We start from the raw sequence: 16,284 nt of genomic DNA, 5'->3' as shown, positions 1-16,284 counted from the left end.
GGCGGGACTGACGCTCAGGCCAGGAACACCTGCGCGCACAGCGGTCCGCGGTCGGTGTCCGCGCACCCGACGCCGATCGACGTGAAGTCCCCCAGCAGGTTGGCGCGGTGCCCGGGCGAGTCGAGCCAGCCGTCGACGGTCGCGCGCGCCGTGGGGTAGCCGAGCGCGAGGTTCTCGCCGACGGAACGCGCGTCGCACGCCTGGAGCACGGGCTCGAGCGGGTCGTGCTCGAAGCGGTCCTCCGCGGCGAGCACAGCGGCGCGCGCGGCCGCCTGGTCCGTCGCGCACGTCGACACCTCGAGGGGGTCCAGCCCGGCGTCGCGCCGCGCCTCGTTGGTGAGGGCGACGATCTCGTCGGCGGGCGTGGGTGCGGCCTCCGGCGGCGCGGACGAGGGGGCCGCCGAGGAGGGGGCGCTCGTCGCGCGGGGGGAGGAGGGACGCCCGGAGGGGGACGGAGCCGTGCGCTCGTCCTGCCCGGGCCGCGTCGTCGTCGCCGTCGTGGGTGTGGGCGGGGGCGTCGTGGTGGGTGTGGCCGAGGCGCTCCGCTGCGCCGAACGGCTCGCGGGTTCGCGCACGCTGTCGCGCGGGTCGGCGGTCGGGGCGGTCGGCCCGGCGGGGACCTCGACGACCGGGCCCGCCGCCTCGTGCGCGTCCGGGGCGAGCACCGCCGGGACGACGAGCGCGAGGGCCCCGAGCACGACGAGGGTCAGTGCGGCGTGCGTCAGGCGGCGCCGACGCTGCCGCCGTGCCTGCCGCCGGGCGGACCGTCGGCGCAGGTCACGGCGACGCGGGTCGCGTCGCACGGCGGGGTCGGGACCCGTGGCGCGACGTCCGGGGGAGGGCGGGGGAACCGGCACGAACCGGACGTTATCGGATCGTGACCTGATCGGGGAGGGCCGACGGCGCGGTACGCCCGATCGAGCGCTCAGTCCTCGTCGCGGTACGCCTCGTCGACGTAGACCTCCTCGACCACGTGCACCGCGGCCTCCTCGGCGCTCGCGGCGCCTCCTGCGACACCCGAGTCGACCGCGAACGCGTCCGTGCCCCCGGCCGCGACCGCGTCGTCGTCCTCCACGAGGCGACCCGCGCGGTTCTCCTCACGGTCACCGGTGACCCGCGGCGCCTGCTCCCAGATCTCGGGCTCCTCCTGCGTGACGCGCTGGTCGATCGTCTCGCGGTGCTTCTCCTCCCATGCCGTCTCGCCGTAGTGCGAGCGGTTGTCCCGCTCGGGCGGGGAGTAGCCCTCGTCGAGCAGGTCGTCGACGCCGCGGTCGATCAGCGTGTCCTCGCGAGGGAGCTGGTCGGTGTCACCCTCCGAGCCGAGGGCGGGGTCGGTGCTGCTGGCAGGTGTCTCGCTCATGAGTCGACCTTCGCACCGCCGCCGGGCGCCCGCCACCGGCAATGGCTTTGGCCGGCGGGCGGGTCGCACCGCACACTGGCGGGCATGGGACACCTCGACGTCATGGGTGTCGGGTACGTGCTGCCCGACGGGCGGCCGCTGCTGGACGACGTGACGTTCCGGGTGGGCGACGGCGCGCGCGTCGCGCTCGTCGGCCCCAACGGCGTCGGCAAGTCCACGCTCCTGCGGATCGTCACGGGCGACGAGCAGCCGCACGCGGGCTCGGTCGCGCGCTCCGGCGGGCTGGGCGTCATGCGTCAGGACGTGGGGCGCATCGACGACGACCGCAGCGTCCGTGACCTGCTCGCGTCGTTGGCCCCCGCCGCGGTGCGGGACACGGCCGCCGAGCTCGCCGCCGCCGAGCTCGCGATGATGCAGGTCGACGACGAGCCCGCCCAGCTGCGGTACGCGCAGGCGCTCGTCGACTGGGCGGACGTCGGCGGCTACGAGGCGGAGGCCGGCTGGGACCAGGTGACCGACGCGGTGCTGTCCGTGCCGTTCGAGCGCGCGCAGTACCGCGAGGTCCGCACGCTGTCCGGCGGCGAGCAGAAGCGGCTCGTCCTCGAGGCGCTGCTGCGCGGTCCCGACGAGGTGCTGCTGCTCGACGAGCCCGACAACGCGCTCGACGTGCCCACCAAGCGCTGGCTCGAGGAGCGCCTCGTCGCCGCGGGCAAGACCGTGCTGCTCGTCAGCCACGACCGCGAGCTGCTCTCGCGCGTGGCGACCCACGTCGCGACGCTCGAGCCCTCGCCCGCGGGCGCCTCGGTCTGGGTGCACGGCGGCAGCTTCACGACCTACCACGAGGCGCGTGAGGAGCGCATGAGCCGGGCCGACGAGCTGCTGCGGCGCTGGGAGGAGGAGCACGCCAAGCTCCGCACGCTCGTCACGACGCTCAAGCAGAAGGCCGCCTACAACGACGGCATGTCGTCGCGCTACCAGGCCGCGCAGACGCGTCTGCGCAAGTTCGAGGAGGCCGGGCCGCCGGCCGTGCGCGTGCGTGAGCAGTCGGTGACGATGCGGTTGCGCGGCGGGCGCACCGCCAAGCGCGCCGTCGTCGCGCGGCACCTCGAGCTCACCGGGCTGATGGAGCCGTTCGACCTCGAGGTGTTCTACGGCGAGCGGGTCGCGGTGCTCGGCTCCAACGGCTCGGGCAAGTCCCACTTCCTGCGTCTGCTCGCGCGCGGCGGCTCCGACCCCGGGCCCGAGCACGAGCCGGCCGACGACGCCGTGGTCGAGCCGGTCGCGCACACCGGCACGGTGGTGCTCGGCTCGCGCGTGCGGCCCGGCTGGTTCGCGCAGAACCGCACGCACCTCGACCTCGAGGGGCGCACGCTGCTCGACATCCTGCACCGCGGCGACGGCCGACGCGCCGGGCTCGGCCGCGAGCAGGCGAGTCGCGCGCTCGACCGCTACGAGCTCGTCGCGCAGGCCGAGCAGCGCTACGAGACGCTGTCCGGCGGTCAGCAGGCGCGGTTCCAGATCCTGCTCCTCGAGCTCGGCGGCGCGACGCTCCTGCTGCTCGACGAGCCGACCGACAACCTCGACCTGCACTCGGCCGAGGCGCTCGAGGACGGGCTCGCCGCGTTCGACGGCACGGTCCTCGCGGTGACCCACGACCGCTGGTTCACCCGCACGTTCGACCGCTACCTGGTGTTCGGCGCGGACGGCCGCGTGCGCGAGACACCGACCGCCGTGTGGGACGAGGGGCGCGTCGATAGGGTTCGGTGAACATGTCGCGGAGCGACATGACTCGGGCGCCGATTCGCACGGGGGCGTACAGCCGGGAGGGCGCATGTGTCGTGAGGGCGGGGACGAGCACGTCTCGAGGAACGGCTCTGAGATGGCCGCAGGAGGGTGGCGCAACCGCTACGCGGGTTCCTGGCTGATCGCGGCTGAACTCGTCCGTCGCGGTGGCCGAGAGGTCTTCTGGGACGACCACCCCCAGGGTGTCGCATACGACAACCTCCACGTCCAGCTCGTTGACCCCTCGGGGGCGGAGGTCTCGATGAATCGCGGCGGCGCGTTGCATCTCTGGCCCGATCACCCGGGGTGGATGCAGTGGGACGAGGCGTTCGAGATCGAGTCCGGGCAGCTCGCGGACCGGATGCTGGCAGGCCTCGGGTTGGCTCTGCCCTCGCGGGAGCTTTCGCTGCGCGCAGTGACGTATTCCGCGATCGCGAGCATTCTCACTGCGCTCTCGACCGACGGTGCCTGGGACGCCCGTCCGTGGGAGCAGCGGTCGGAGACCGACGAGCGTGGGTTCGAGCACGCGTCGCGGCATCTGATGCAGATGGGGCGGGCCGGGGTGACGGTGCGGTCCTGGAAGGTGGTCAGGGTCCCACGGAGCGGGTCGTCCTTCGGTCGTCCGGTTGTGGTGCTCACCGATGACGGGCGACTGTTCCTCCCGGACGGTCGGACGTCGGTCGACCTTCGTAACCTCCCGATGGGACCAAGCGCTGACCGAGAGGCGGTCGTCGGCTTGCAGCACGATACGGCTGGCTCCCGGCCCGACGTGGCTGAGCCAGCGGCACCAGTTCGCGAGTTCAGCACCTTGGCCCAGGAGGCGATGCGCTACTACGTGTACCTACTCCGGGACAGCCGGGACGGCACGGTCTTCTACGTGGGCAAAGGGATCGGGAACAGGGCCTTCGACCATGCGCGGGACGCTCTCGGTGGCGACGCGGCGCCGAGCGACAAGCTGGACCGAATCCGTTCGATCCTCGCTTCAGACGGGCACGTCCAGGTGGAGGTAGTCCGGCACGGAATCGAGAGCGAGAAGCACGCCTTCGTCGTCGAAGCGAGCGTGATCGACGCCCTGCGTGCTGTTGGGCACCCCCTGACGAACAAGGTCCTGGGTCACCATGTCGCTCTGCGCGGTTGGGCGAACGCCGAGGTCGTGAACTCGATCTACGACGCAGCGCCTCTGGGCGAGACGAAGGAGAGCCTCGTCCTTCTCAAGATCCCGCGCCTCTGGACGCCGGCGATGCCCAGCGGCGAGCTCTACGAGGCGACCAGGGGCTGGTGGGTCATGTCCGGAACGACAGCCGGGCGCGCCCGCACCGCGCTCGCGGTGTCGAAGGGTGTCGTCCGGGCCGCCTACGAGGTCGCGTACTGGCGGGAGCGTGTGGAGGGTGACCGTGACTACATACCGTTGGGGAAGCCTCGACTGGGCTTCTTCGGCAAGGCGATCGACCGCCCCGACATCGTGAACAAGAGCGTCAAGCACCTCAAGGGGCAGAACCCGGTGATGTACCTGAACTGCGGACCGGAGCAGCAGCAAGCCGTACCCGTATACCGCGGGGAGATTGCCCGGAAGGCGGCCGCGTCGGAGGCCTGAGGCGTCACGCGACGACGAGCGTGACCGCGAGCGTCGCCATGACGGCGGCGACGACGAGGTCGAGCACCTGCCACGCGCGCGGGCGGGCGAACAGCGGCGCGAGCCGCGTGGCCCCGAAGCCCAGCGCGCTGAACCAGCTCGCGCTCGCGAGCACCACGCCCACGCCGAACCCCCTCGGGTGCGGCCGGGTGTGCGCGAGCGAGCCGAGCAGCACCACCGTGTCCAGGTAGACGTGCGGGTTGAGGAACGTCAGGGCCAGGCACGTCGTCACGACGCTGCGCCTCGAGGCGGGCCCGGCCGCGGCGGGGTCGAGACGCTCGGGGTGGCGCGCGCGGCGGACCGCCGCGACGGCGAGCCAGGCCAGGAACGCGGCGCCGAACCACCGCACGCCCGTGAGCGCGGCGGGATGCGCCGCGACCAGCGGTCCCAGCCCCGCGATGCCCGCCGCGGTGAGGACGAGGTCCCCCGCGGTGCACAGCGCGACGACGACCGCCACGTGCTCACGCCGGATGCCCTGGCGCAGCACGAACGCGTTCTGCGCCCCGATCGCGACGATCAGGCCGAGGCACGCGAGGAAGCCGGCCGCGAGGGCACCGAGGGCAGGAGGCACGACGAGGACGCTAGGAGACCCGCTGACTGGGAGTCCATCTCAGGTTTCTGAGGGAGCATTAGCCTGGCTTCATGAACCTCGACGCCGAGCAGCTCCGAGCACTCGCCGCCGTGCTCGAGGAGGGCACGTTCGAGGCCGCCGCCGCCCGGCTGCACGTGACCCCGTCGGCCGTGAGCCAGCGCGTGCGTGCGCTCGAGCAGCGGGTCGGGCAGGTGCTCGTCGTGCGCTCGCGGCCCTGCCGTGCGACCGAGCCCGGCGCCGTGCTCGCGCGCCTCGCCGGCCAGGTCGCACTCCTCGAGCGGGACGCGGCGGCCGAGCTCGCGGGGGCGGGCCACGACGAGGCCGCCGGTGCGCCCACGCGCCTCGCCGTCGCGGTGAACGCCGACTCGCTGTCGAGCTGGTTCCCCGCCGCGCTCGTCGGCCTGCCGGAGGGTGTCGTCGTCGACCTGCGGCGCGAGGACCAGGACCGCACGGCCGAGCTGCTGCGCGACGGGACGGTCACCGCGGCCGTCACCGCCCAGGCGCACGCGGTCCAGGGCTGCCGCGTCCGGCCGCTCGGGGCCATGCGGTACCTCGGGCTCGTCGCACCCGCGGTGCGCGACCGCTGGTTCCCCGACGGTGTGACGGCCGCGGCGCTCGAGCGCGCACCGGTGCTCGCGTTCAACCGCGCGGACACGCTGCAGCACAGGTTCGCCGCCGCGCTCGTCGGGCGGGACGTCGCGCCGCCCGTGCACCACGTGCCGTCGAACACCGCGTTCCTCGAGCTGCTCGCCGCGGGGCTCGGCTGGGGGATGGCGTCCGAGGCGGCGGCCGCCGACGCCCTCGCGACCGGCGCGCTCGTGGACGTCGCTCCCGGCCGGTGGCTCGACGTCCCGCTGTACTGGCAGCACTGGTCCCTGCGCACCCCGACCCTCGACGACCTCACGGCCCGGGTCGTCCGCGCCGCGTCCACGTCCCTGCGCTGACCCCACCGACCACCCACTGACCACCCACCGACCACCCGTCGCCCTCACCGCCGCCCCCAGCTCCCGTCGAGCACCGACCGTCGACCCCGTGGTTGTTCCGGTTCTCGTCCTCCCTTCCCGGAGCAACGACGGTCTCGTCGGGGGGATGGCGGTCGACCCCGTGGTTGCTCCGGGTTTCCGCCCTGACAGCCGGAGCGATGGCGGTGTGGCGTGGTGGTGCGTCGACCCGGTGGTTGTTCCGGCTCTCGTCGTCCGTTCCCGGAGTGATGACGGTCTCGTCGGGAGGGATGGCGGTCGACCCCGTGGTTGCTCCGGGTCTCGGCTCGGAGAGCCGGAGCGATGGCGGGGTCGGTGGGTGTGGGGGCGAGGGGGCAGGGTGTGGGGGCGAGGGGGCGGGGTGTCGGGGGAGGTGTGACGGACGTGGTTTTGACCCGTGTTCTCCGGCACAGGTAGTCTGTTGAGTCGTTGTGCGTCCCTGTCGTGCGCCCGTGGCTTCTCACCACGCGGAGGCGATGGTAGGTCGGTGCGTTCCCACTCGCCGGTCGCGGATGCGCCACCGACAGCATCGACCGCCCCGCCGCGCCCGCGCGCGGATGGACGGTCGCCACACGACGCAACACGAGACAAAGGCAACGACCGTGCGTACGTACACCCCGAAGCCGGGCGAGATCGAGCGGAACTGGTACGTCATCGACGCGACCGACGTCGTCCTCGGCCGTCTGGCCACCCACGTGGCCACGCTGCTGCGCGGCAAGCACAAGGCCACCTTCGCCCCGCACGTCGACGGCGGTGACTTCGTCATCGTCATCAACGCGGACAAGGTCGCCCTGACCGGCAACAAGCGCGAGGCCAAGCTCGCGTACCGCCACTCCGGCTACCCGGGCGGCCTGCGTGCCACCCCGTACTCGGAGCTCCTGGCCAAGCACCCCGAGCGTGCGATCGAGAAGGCTGTGCGGGGCATGCTCCCCAAGAGCTCGCTCGGCCGTCAGCAGCTCGGCAAGCTCAAGGTCTACGCGGGTGCCGAGCACCCGCACCAGGCGCAGCAGCCGAAGCCGTTCGAGATCACCCAGGTCGCGCAGCAGGCCTGACGGCCGGCGCGACAGTAGAGACGACAGGACATCCCCGTGGCAGAGACGACGGTCGACTACGACCTCGAGGGCGACGCGCCCAGCAGCTACACCAGCGAGACCTCGGCCCCGACCGGCCGTGGCCAGAGCATCACCGCGCCGGGCCAGGCGCTCGGCCGCCGCAAGGAGGCGATCGCGCGTGTGCGCCTCGTCCCCGGCACCGGTGAGTGGAAGATCAACGGCCGCACCCTCGAGGACTACTTCCCGAACAAGGTGCACCAGCAGCTCGTCAACTCCCCGCTCAAGGTCGTGGACGTCGAGGGTCGCTTCGACGTCATCGTCCGCGTGACCGGTGGTGGCGTGTCCGGCCAGGCCGGCGCCGTCCGACTCGGCATCGCGCGTGCGCTCAACGCGATCGACGCGGAGTCGAACCGCCCGGCCCTCAAGAAGGCCGGCTTCCTCACGCGTGACGCGCGTGTGGTCGAGCGCAAGAAGGCCGGTCTCAAGAAGGCCCGCAAGGCGCCGCAGTACTCGAAGCGCTGATCCTCGGCGCGGCCCGATGGCCCCGCGGTCGCTCGACCGTCGGGGCCATCGGCATGTCCGGGCCGCGTCCACGCCGGACGCGCACGCCCGCCCGCGGCCTGCCCGCGGGACCAGTAACGTTGCAGCGCGACGACGAAGGGGTCTGACATGGGCCAGCTGTTCGGTACCGACGGGGTGCGCGGGCTCGCGAACCGGGACGTCACGGCGGAGCTCGCGCTCGACCTCGCGGTCGCGGCGGCGCACGTGCTCGGCACGCGCGGGGAGTTCGAGGGCCACCGGCCCCGGGCGGTCGTCGGGCGCGACTCGCGTGCGTCGGGCGAGTTCCTGACCGCGGCGATCGCGGCCGGCCTCGCGTCGGCGGGCGTCGACGTGCACAACGTGGGCGTCCTGCCCACGCCCGCGGTGGCGTACCTGACCGCGACGACGGGCGTCGACATCGGCGTCGTGCTGTCCGCGTCGCACAACCCCATGCCGGACAACGGCATCAAGTTCCTCGCGCGGGGCGGGCACAAGCTCGACGACGACCTCGAGGCGCAGATCGAGGCGCGCATCGGCGAGGACTGGCAGCGCCCTACGGGTGGTGCGGTCGGCCGCATCCGGGTGGACACCGGCGGTGCGGGGGACGCGTACGTGCAGCACCTCGTCGCCAGCATCGGCACGCCGCTGACCGGTCTGCGCATCGCGGTGGACTGCGCGAACGGCGCCGCGAGCGAGGTCGGCCCCGCCGCGCTGCGCGAGGCCGGCGCCGACGTCGTCGTCATCAACGCCTCGCCGGACGGGCGCAACATCAACGAGAAGTGCGGCTCGACGCACCCCGAGCAGCTCCAGGCGTTCGTCGTGGCGTCCGGCGCCGACCTGGGCGTCGCGTTCGACGGTGACGCGGACCGCTGCCTCGCGGTCGACAGCTCAGGCACGCTCGTCGACGGCGACCAGATCATGGGCGTTCTCGCGGTCGCGCTGCGGGACGCGGGCGAGCTCGCGCAGGACACGCTCGTCGCGACCGTCATGAGCAACCTGGGCCTCAAGCTCGCGATGGAGTCGGTCGGGATCCGGGTGCTGGACACCGCGGTGGGCGACCGGTACGTGCTCGAGGCGATGCGCGCGGGCGGGTACACGCTCGGCGGCGAGCAGTCGGGCCACATCATCATGTCGAAGCACGCGACCACGGGTGACGGCGTGCTGACGGCGCTGCACCTCGCGTCGCGCGTCGCGGCGACCGGCACGCCGCTGCACGAGCTGGCGGCGCTCGTCGGGCGGCTGCCGCAGACGCTGGTCAACGTGCCGGGCGTCGACAAGAACCGCACGCACGACGAGGCGCTGCTCGACGCGGTCGCGGCGGCGGAGGTCCGGCTGGGCCGCACGGGCCGGGTGCTCCTGCGCCCCAGCGGCACCGAGCCGCTCGTGCGCGTCATGGTCGAGGCCGCGACGCAAGACGAGGCGGACGACGTCGCGGCCGGGCTCGCGGACGTGGTGCGCGAGCGGCTCGCGCTGTGACGTCGCCCGCGGCCCGGCTGCGCGACCTCACCCTGCGGGTCGTCGAGGCGGCCGCCGAGGGCGTCGCGCCGATCGTCCGCGCGGGTCACCCGGCGCTGCGGGCGACCGCGCAGGCGTACGACGGCCAGCTCGCGGACGACGAGCTCGCGGCGCTCGTCGCGGTCATGCACCGCACCATGCGCCACGCACCCGGGGTCGGGCTCGCGGCGCCGCAGATCGGCCTGCCGCTCGCGATCGCCGTGGTCGAGGACCCGGGCGTGAGCGACGAGCGCGTCGCGGAGGTGCGTGAGCGGGTCCGAGTCGAGGCGCGGGTGCTCGTGAACCCCGCGTACGAGGCGGCCGACGACGAGCGCGCCGGGTTCTACGAGGGCTGCCTGTCGGTGCCCGGCTACCAGGCCGTCGTCGCACGGCACCGCAGGGTCCGGCTCACGGGCCAGGACGAGACGGGCGCCGCGCTCGACGAGGTGCTGACCGGCTGGCCCGCGCGCATCGTGCAGCACGAGACCGACCACCTGCGCGGGACGCTCTACCTGGACCGCGCGGAGCTGCGCTCGCTCGCGGCGGCCGACGAGCTGGGTCTGCGCTGGGCGAGCGAGCCGCGGCCGGAGGCCGCGTCGGCAGCGCTGGGCTTCCCGCTGCCGAGCTGACCAGCGGGGACGTGGCGCGGGCGCCGGAACCCCGGGGCGGTGCCACGCGTTGGGCAGGAAGGACCGGTACGCGAGCAGGCCGGCCGCTGCCCGTCAGGGGTGAGCCGGGGCGGTCACGGATACCAGGACCAGCCACGGGCCCGTACGGTGGACCAAGGTCCGTGGTCAGCGGACCGCAGGGGGACCGGCGGAGGGACGGAGCGAGATGGGCTTGGAGCAGTGGGCGCTCGATCTCGCGGCGTCGCCGTGGATCTATCTGGTCATGTACCTGTTCGCGGCGATCGACGGCTTCTTCCCCCCGATCCCGAGCGAGTCCGTCGTGATCGCCCTCGCCGCGCTCGCGGTGGGCCCCGGGGGCGAGCCGAACCTGTGGGTCGTCGTCCCGGTCGCCGCGCTCGGCGCGTTCACGGGTGACCAGATCGCCTTCAGCATCGGCCGCCGCGTGCCCGTGCACCGGTTGCGGCTCTTCCGCTCGGGCCGTGGGCAGGCCGCGCTGGCGTGGGCCGAGCGGGCGCTGGAGCGCCGCGGCGCGTCGTTCATCATCGCCGCGCGGTACATCCCGGTGGGCCGCGTGGCGGTCAACATGACCGCGGGTGCCGTCGGGTTCCCGCGCCGGCGGTTCACGTTCCTCGCGGCGATCGCCGCCGTGACGTGGGCGTGCTACTCGACGGTGATCGGCGTGAGCGCGGGTGCCGCGTTCCGTGACCACTCGCCGCTGTGGGGCGTCGTCGTCGGGGTGGTCGGGGGCGTCGTCATCGGCGTCGTCGTCGACTGGGCACTGCGCCGCTGGCTGTCGCGCGCGGACCCGGACGGTGCCGCGATCCTCGAGGCGGACGAGTCGCCCGCCCCCACCGACGCGCCGCCGGCGCCCGCGGACGAGGTCCGCACACCGCAGCACCACGGCCCGCACACGCGGTGACCCGTAGGGGCGGGCGGTCCTAGAGCTTGCGCAGGCGCACGCGCTGGACGCTGTGGTCGGAGCCCTTGGTGAGGACGAGGGTCGCGCGGCTGCGCGTCGGCAGGATGTTCTGCTCGAGGTTCGGGGAGTTGATGGAGTCCCAGATCGACTCGGCGCGCGCCACCGCCTCGTCGTCCGACAACGACGCGTACCGGTGGAAGTACGAGGCCGGGTCGGCGAACGCGGTCTGCCGCAGGCTGAGGAACCGGTCGACGTACCACTGCCGCACGTCGCGCGGCTTGGCGTCGACGTAGATCGAGAAGTCGAAGAAGTCGCTGACCGCGAGGCTGGAGCTGCCCTCGGCCGAGGGACGCGCGGGCTGGAGCACGTTGAGCCCCTCGACGATCAGCACGTCGGGCCGCCGCACGACGATGTTCTCGCCGGGGACGATGTCGTACGTCAGGTGCGAGTACACCGGTGCCGTGACCTCGGGCTTGCCCGCCTTGACCTTGGACACGAACCGCAGCAGCGCGCGGCGGTCGTACGACTCGGGGAACCCCTTGCGCTGCATCAGCCCGCGGCGCTCGAGCTCGGCGTTCGGGTACAGGAAGCCGTCGGTCGTGATCAGCTGGACGCGCGGCGTCGCGGGCCAGCGGGCCAGGAGCTCGCGCAGCAGGCGGGCGGTGGTCGACTTGCCGACCGCGACGGACCCGGCGACCCCGATGACGAACGGCGTGGGCGTGATGTCCTCGCGCAGGAAGGTCGACGACGCGGCGTGCAGACCGCGGGTGGCCTCGATGTACAGGTCGAGCAGGCGCGAGATGGGGCGGTAGATCGCGTCGACCTCGGCGAGGTCGATCGGGTCCCCGATGCCCGCGAGACGTTCGACGTCCGCGTCGGTGAGCGGCAGGGGGGTGGACGCCGACAGTCGCCGCCACGCCTCCCGGTCGAGGTCGACGTACGGGGTGGCGGGGGCCAGGGACGGCGTCGACGACGACGGGAGCACCCCCCGATTGTGCCGGACGCGGCGGCTGGCCACGTGACGGGGGCGACCTGCCACGCCGCGAGCCCCGCACGGGGCGCCGGATAGACTCGCCCTCATGTGTGGAATCGTCGGCTACGTCGGTAGCCCGGTCGCCAGCGCCCGCCCCCTCGAGGTCGTCATCGAAGGTCTGCGGCGGCTCGAGTACCGCGGGTACGACTCCGCGGGCGTCGCGCTGGTCGGCCCGTCGGGAGTCCTCGCCACCGCCAAGAAGGCCGGCAAGCTCGCGAACCTGGTCGAGGAGATCGACGCGCACCCGCTGCCGGACGCGACCGCGGCGATCGGCCACACCCGCTGGGCCACGCACGGCGGGCCGACGGACGTCAACGCGCACCCGCACGTCGCGGGGGACCTCGCGGTCATCCACAACGGCATCGTCGAGAACTTCGCGGTCCTCAAGGCCCAGCTCGTGGCGGACGGTGTCGAGTTCGCCTCGGAGACCGACACCGAGGTCGTCGCGCACCTGCTCGCCCGGGCGTACACCGAGACGGGCGACCTGACGACCGCGATGGGCCGCGTGGCCCGCGCGCTCGAGGGCACGTTCACGCTGCTGGCCGTGCACGCCGCGGTGCCGGACACCGTGGTCGGCGCCCGGCACGACTCGCCGCTCGTCGTCGGGCTGGGTACGGGGGAGAACTTCCTCGGCTCGGACGTCGCGGCGTTCATCGCGCACACGCGCGAGGCGCTCGAGCTGGGCCAGGACCAGGTCGTGACGATCACGCCCGACGAGGTGCGGGTGACCGACTTCGACGGCGTGCCCGCGCAGGCGCGGCGCTACACGGTCGACTGGGACGCGGCGGCAGCGGAGAAGGGCGGCTTCCGCTCCTTCATGGACAAGGAGATCCACGACCAGCCGCACGCGGTCGCGGACACGCTCCTGGGCCGCACCGACGTGAGCGGGCGCCTGGTGCTCGACGAGGTGCGCATCGAGGAGTCGGTGCTGCGCGCGGTCGACAAGATCGTCGTCGTCGCGTGCGGTACGGCGGCGTACGCGGGGCACGTCGCCAAGTACGCGATCGAGCACTGGTGCCGGATCCCGGTCGAGGTCGAGCTCGCGCACGAGTTCCGCTACCGCGACCCCGTGGTGGACGAGCGCACGCTCGTCGTCGCCGTCTCGCAGTCCGGCGAGACCATGGACACGCTGATGGCCGTGCGGCACGCGCGCGAGCAGGGCGCGAAGGTGCTCGCGATCGTCAACACCCACGGCTCGACGATCCCGCGCGAGTCCGACGCGGTGCTCTACACGCACGCCGGCCCGGAGATCGCGGTCGCCTCGACGAAGGCGTTCCTGTCGCAGATCACCGCGGCGTACCTGCTGGGCCTGTACCTCGCGCAGCTGCGCGGCAACATGTACGCCGACGAGGTCGCGCGCATCCTCGACGAGCTGCGCGCCATCCCGGACAAGATCCAGCAGGTCCTCGACCGGGCGGGCCGCGTGCGGGAGATCGCACGGTGGATGGCGGACACGCAGTCGGTGCTGTTCCTCGGCCGGCACGTGGGCTTCCCGGTCGCGATGGAGGGTGCGCTCAAGCTCAAGGAGCTCGCGTACATCCACGCGGAGGGCTTCGCGGCGGGCGAGCTCAAGCACGGCCCGATCGCGCTGATCGAGCCCGGCCAGCCCGTGTTCGTCGTGGTGCCCTCGCCGCGCGGCCGGCACTCGCTGCACTCGAAGGTCGTCTCGAACATCCAGGAGATCCGGGCGCGCGGTGCGCGCACGCTCGTGATCGCCGAGGACGGCGACGAGGCGGTCCGCCCGTTCGCGGACGAGGTGTTCTACGTCCCGCAGTCGCCCACGCTCCTCGCGCCGCTGCTCGCGGTGGTGCCGCTGCAGATCTTCGCGTGCGAGCTCGCGACCGCGAAGGGCCTCGACGTCGACCAGCCGCGCAACCTCGCCAAGTCCGTCACGGTCGAGTGAGCGGTGGAGCTCGCCGACGCGCAGCGTGAGGTCGAGACGATCAGCCGCGTCTACGCGCGGCTGCACGGCATCGAGCGCACCGACGACTGGGCGGTGCTCAAGCTGGGCGAGGAGGTCGGCGAGCTGACGCGCGCCTACCTCGCGGCCACCGGGCGCTCGCGGCACCAGGGCGACCCGGCCGAGCTCGCGGCGGCGGTCCGCGACGAGGTCGCGGACGTCCTGGGGATGCTCATGATCGTTGCGCACCGCCTCGGCGTGGACCTCGACGACGCGGTCGAGCGCAAGTGGCTGCGGTGGAAGCACCTGGTCGAGGAGCAGGACCTGGAGCCGCAGCCGTGATCGTCGGGGTCGGCATCGACGTCGTCGACGTCGCGCGGTTCGTCGCGACGCTGCACCGCGTCCCGGCGCTGCGCGAGCGGCTGTTCACGCCCGACGAGCGTGTGATGCCCGAGACGTCGCTCGCGGCGCGGTTCGCCGCGAAGGAGGCCATCGCGAAGGCCCTGGGGGCGCCGCCGGGGATGTCCTGGCAGGACGCGACCGTGCGGCGGGTGGTCGGCGCGCAGCCGGTGGTCGAGCTGACCGGCACGGTGCTCGCGCGCGCGGCCGAGCTCGGGGTCACGCGGTGGCACCTGTCGATCTCGCACGACGCGGGCATCGCGTCGGCGATGGTCGTCGCGGAGCGCGACTGACGAACCGGCCGGGGCCGTCGGGACGGCCGAGGCCCGCCACCGCGACAGCGGTGACGGGCCCCGGCGTGGTGCGTGCGGTCAGCGCGCGATCGCGGCGGTCTGCTTCGACGTCGCCGTGCCGGCCAGGTGGCCGGGACGCTTGGCCGTGACCTTGACCGAGAGCTTCTTGCCCGCGTCGGACGACGTGAGCACGTAAGTGTTCTTCGTCGCGCCCGAGATCGCCTTGCCGTCACGCAGCCACTGGTAGCCGTACGTCAGGCCGGACGAGTCCCAGGTGCCGCGCGACGCGGTGAGCGTCTTGCCGACCTTCGTCGTACCCGTGACGGTCGGCAGGGCCTTGGCGACGGGCGCGGAGCCCGCCATGACGGCGGCGGTCTTCGCGGACGTCGAGAAGCCGTACGCGTTGCCCGCGACGGTGGGACGGTGCGTGGCCTTGACCGAGATCGCCTTGCGCAGGTCCGCGGCCGTGAGCTTGTACGACGAGGCGGTCGCGCCGGAGATCGCCTTGCCGTCACGCAGCCACTGGTAGCTGGTCGTGCCCGCGAGCGACCATGTCGCGGCCTTGACGCGCAGGGTCGCACCGACCTTGGCCGTGCCCGTGACGGCGACGGCCGTGGTGGCCTTGGCGCCGTAGACGTACAGGTCCGCCGTCGAGGCCCCCGCGGCGAACGTGCCCGCCGCCGTGAGCTTCTTGGTCACGACCCGCTTCGTCCCGCCGTAGTAGTACGCGTCGAGGAAGCCCGCGGGCTCCTCCGGCGACCCGACGGGCAGCGCCACGGTGTACGACGCACCCGGGAACATGCCGGCCGTCGGAAGGGTCATCTGGACCGTGTCGCCCGCGGCACTGGGCTTGTCGAACGACCCGAGCACCGACGCCGAGGCCGGCGCGTCGAGGATGCCGGCCGCGCGCGCCGCCGTCGGTCCGCTGCCGTAGCTGCCGGCGAACGCCGCGATGCGCGAGGTGCCCGGCTCGACGACGTACATGCCGGACGTGTCGCCCCACCACGACGGCGGCTCGGACGAGGACGGCGCGATGACCCGCACGTCGGTGGGCGCGGCGGCCTTGACCGGACGGAGCGTGATCCGCGAGCCGGTCTTGACGAGCGTCGCGTCGGCCGAGGTCGCCACGTACTTCGACCCCGCGTAGTACCCCGCGGCGAGGCTGCCCGACATCTCGATGACGCTGATCTGGTAGGACGCCCCGGCGACGAGCTCGTCGAACACGAAGCTGCCGGACTCGTCGACCTCGCTGTACTCGGCGAAGTCGGCGCCCTTCGCGCCCGGCGCCCACGCCAGGACCATGGTGTAGGGAGCCTCGACGCCGGACGGCACGACGACCGTGCCCCGGATCGAGCCGGTCGCGGCGGACGCGGGGGACGCGCCGAGCAGCGCACCCGCGGCGAGCGCGGGGATGGTGGCGAGCGCGACGGCGAGTCGCGTGCGGGTACGGGCCTGTGTCATGCGGATCCTTCGGTCGCTGGAGACGAGATCTGCCTCGCTCGCGTGAGAATCCCGCAGGTCAGGGGCGCTGTGCAGGGCGGTCACCCGGTCGACCGGCGCGAGTTGCCCCGGTACCGCCCGTACCGTCCGACTTCCGCCGATGTGCGTCACCCGGTCGGGCGAGCCCGGACGTCCCGACCGCCACCCGTGTGCGCGCGGCACGGCGGGTGACGGCCCG

At 73.3% G+C, this 16,284-nt stretch carries 16 protein-coding genes; 11 read left to right on the top strand and 5 right to left on the bottom strand.

Annotated elements, in window-relative coordinates; all coding sequences use genetic code 11:
- Nucleotides 1-14 precede the first annotated feature (14 nt).
- Both CUD01_RS12590 and CUD01_RS12585 read right to left on the bottom strand, forming a co-directional pair.
- Nucleotides 15-857: a CAP domain-containing protein gene (locus CUD01_RS12590; protein WP_166771947.1), complete on the bottom strand. Its 843-nt coding sequence runs from the start codon at nt 855-857 to the stop codon at nt 15-17.
- Between the two features lie 68 nt (nt 858-925).
- Nucleotides 926-1,360 carry a DUF5709 domain-containing protein gene (locus CUD01_RS12585; RefSeq protein WP_094180708.1) on the bottom strand — a complete coding sequence of 145 codons (435 nt, stop codon included), beginning with the start codon at nt 1,358-1,360 and terminating at the stop codon, nt 926-928.
- Nucleotides 1,361-1,444: 84 nt separating this feature from the next.
- Between CUD01_RS12585 and CUD01_RS12580 the strand changes: the two genes are divergently transcribed.
- Both CUD01_RS12580 and CUD01_RS12575 read left to right on the top strand, forming a co-directional pair.
- Nucleotides 1,445-3,127: an ABC-F family ATP-binding cassette domain-containing protein gene (locus CUD01_RS12580; RefSeq protein ID WP_141321524.1), complete on the top strand. Its 1,683-nt coding sequence runs from the start codon at nt 1,445-1,447 to the stop codon at nt 3,125-3,127.
- Between the two features lie 64 nt (nt 3,128-3,191).
- Nucleotides 3,192-4,736, top strand: a complete 1,545-nt coding sequence (locus CUD01_RS12575) for a GIY-YIG nuclease family protein (RefSeq protein WP_141321522.1) — start codon at nt 3,192-3,194, stop codon at nt 4,734-4,736.
- A gap of 4 nt (nt 4,737-4,740) precedes the next feature.
- On the opposite strand, the gene CUD01_RS12570 is transcribed toward CUD01_RS12575, so the two are convergent.
- On the bottom strand, nt 4,741-5,346 hold the full coding sequence (locus CUD01_RS12570; RefSeq protein ID WP_141321520.1) for a LysE/ArgO family amino acid transporter: 606 nt from the start codon (nt 5,344-5,346) through the stop codon (nt 4,741-4,743).
- 71 nt (nt 5,347-5,417) lie between these two features.
- Between CUD01_RS12570 and CUD01_RS12565 the strand changes: the two genes are divergently transcribed.
- The 6 genes from CUD01_RS12565 (at nt 5,418) to CUD01_RS12540 (ending at nt 10,981) form a co-directional block, all read left to right on the top strand.
- Nucleotides 5,418-6,311, top strand: a complete 894-nt coding sequence (locus CUD01_RS12565; RefSeq protein WP_141321518.1) for a LysR family transcriptional regulator ArgP — start codon at nt 5,418-5,420, stop codon at nt 6,309-6,311.
- Between the two features lie 638 nt (nt 6,312-6,949).
- Nucleotides 6,950-7,399: a 50S ribosomal protein L13 gene (gene rplM, locus CUD01_RS12560; RefSeq protein WP_094180703.1), complete on the top strand. Its 450-nt coding sequence runs from the start codon at nt 6,950-6,952 to the stop codon at nt 7,397-7,399.
- A gap of 36 nt (nt 7,400-7,435) precedes the next feature.
- Entirely contained in the window at nt 7,436-7,921 is a 486-nt protein-coding gene (rpsI, locus tag CUD01_RS12555; RefSeq protein WP_094180702.1) for a 30S ribosomal protein S9, read from the top strand.
- A gap of 147 nt (nt 7,922-8,068) precedes the next feature.
- Entirely contained in the window at nt 8,069-9,415 is a 1,347-nt protein-coding gene (glmM, locus tag CUD01_RS12550; protein ID WP_141321516.1) for a phosphoglucosamine mutase, read from the top strand.
- On the top strand, nt 9,412-10,062 hold the full coding sequence (locus tag CUD01_RS12545) for a peptide deformylase (RefSeq protein WP_141321514.1): 651 nt from the start codon (nt 9,412-9,414) through the stop codon (nt 10,060-10,062). Before glmM ends, CUD01_RS12545 begins: the two co-directional genes overlap by 4 nt.
- Nucleotides 10,063-10,267: 205 nt before the next feature.
- Entirely contained in the window at nt 10,268-10,981 is a 714-nt protein-coding gene (locus tag CUD01_RS12540) for a DedA family protein (RefSeq protein ID WP_141321512.1), read from the top strand.
- Between the two features lie 19 nt (nt 10,982-11,000).
- Here the strand turns inward: CUD01_RS12540 and coaA are convergent, their stop codons facing one another.
- The gene (coaA, locus tag CUD01_RS12535; protein ID WP_141321510.1) at nt 11,001-11,966 is read right to left on the bottom strand and encodes a type I pantothenate kinase; all 966 of its coding nucleotides are present in this window, start codon (nt 11,964-11,966) and stop codon (nt 11,001-11,003) included.
- Between the two features lie 94 nt (nt 11,967-12,060).
- Between coaA and glmS the strand changes: the two genes are divergently transcribed.
- Genes glmS through CUD01_RS12520 form a run of 3 tightly spaced genes read left to right on the top strand, consistent with a single transcriptional unit; the run spans nt 12,061 to nt 14,606 of the window.
- On the top strand, nt 12,061-13,917 hold the full coding sequence (glmS, locus tag CUD01_RS12530; protein WP_094180697.1) for a glutamine--fructose-6-phosphate transaminase (isomerizing): 1,857 nt from the start codon (nt 12,061-12,063) through the stop codon (nt 13,915-13,917).
- 3 nt (nt 13,918-13,920) lie between these two features.
- Complete coding sequence (locus CUD01_RS12525) at nt 13,921-14,256, top strand: nucleoside triphosphate pyrophosphohydrolase family protein (RefSeq protein WP_094180696.1); 336 nt, start codon at nt 13,921-13,923, stop codon at nt 14,254-14,256.
- Nucleotides 14,253-14,606, top strand: a complete 354-nt coding sequence (locus CUD01_RS12520) for a holo-ACP synthase (RefSeq protein WP_094180695.1) — start codon at nt 14,253-14,255, stop codon at nt 14,604-14,606. The genes CUD01_RS12525 and CUD01_RS12520 overlap by 4 nt, the downstream gene beginning before the upstream one ends.
- A 78-nt stretch (nt 14,607-14,684) precedes the next feature.
- On the opposite strand, the gene CUD01_RS12515 is transcribed toward CUD01_RS12520, so the two are convergent.
- A complete protein-coding gene (locus tag CUD01_RS12515) occupies nt 14,685-16,067 on the bottom strand; it encodes a hypothetical protein (protein ID WP_141321509.1) in 1,383 nt (460 codons plus the stop codon).
- Nucleotides 16,068-16,284 lie beyond the last annotated feature (217 nt).

The sequence above is a fragment of the Cellulomonas uda genome (assembly GCF_006538705.1).
Classification (GTDB): Bacteria; Actinomycetota; Actinomycetes; order Actinomycetales; family Cellulomonadaceae; genus Cellulomonas; species Cellulomonas uda.
Note: the sequence above shows the minus strand (reverse complement) of the source record. Positions and strands in the feature narration are given on the sequence as shown.

What these genes read in the sequence shown, in the direction of transcription:
- CUD01_RS12585 (WP_094180708.1), bottom strand. Translation starts at nt 1,360, where the DNA reads ATGAGCGAGACACCTGCCAGCAGCACCGACCCCGCCCTCGGCTCGGAG.
- CUD01_RS12580 (WP_141321524.1), top strand. Translation starts at nt 1,445, where the DNA reads ATGGGACACCTCGACGTCATGGGTGTCGGGTACGTGCTGCCCGACGGG.
- CUD01_RS12565 (WP_141321518.1), top strand. Translation starts at nt 5,418, where the DNA reads ATGAACCTCGACGCCGAGCAGCTCCGAGCACTCGCCGCCGTGCTCGAG.
- CUD01_RS12540 (WP_141321512.1), top strand. Translation starts at nt 10,268, where the DNA reads ATGGGCTTGGAGCAGTGGGCGCTCGATCTCGCGGCGTCGCCGTGGATC.
- CUD01_RS12515 (WP_141321509.1), bottom strand. Translation starts at nt 16,067, where the DNA reads ATGACACAGGCCCGTACCCGCACGCGACTCGCCGTCGCGCTCGCCACC.
- glmM (WP_141321516.1), top strand. Translation starts at nt 8,069, where the DNA reads ATGGGCCAGCTGTTCGGTACCGACGGGGTGCGCGGGCTCGCGAACCGG.
- CUD01_RS12575 (WP_141321522.1), top strand. Translation starts at nt 3,192, where the DNA reads ATGTGTCGTGAGGGCGGGGACGAGCACGTCTCGAGGAACGGCTCTGAG.
- glmS (WP_094180697.1), top strand. Translation starts at nt 12,061, where the DNA reads ATGTGTGGAATCGTCGGCTACGTCGGTAGCCCGGTCGCCAGCGCCCGC.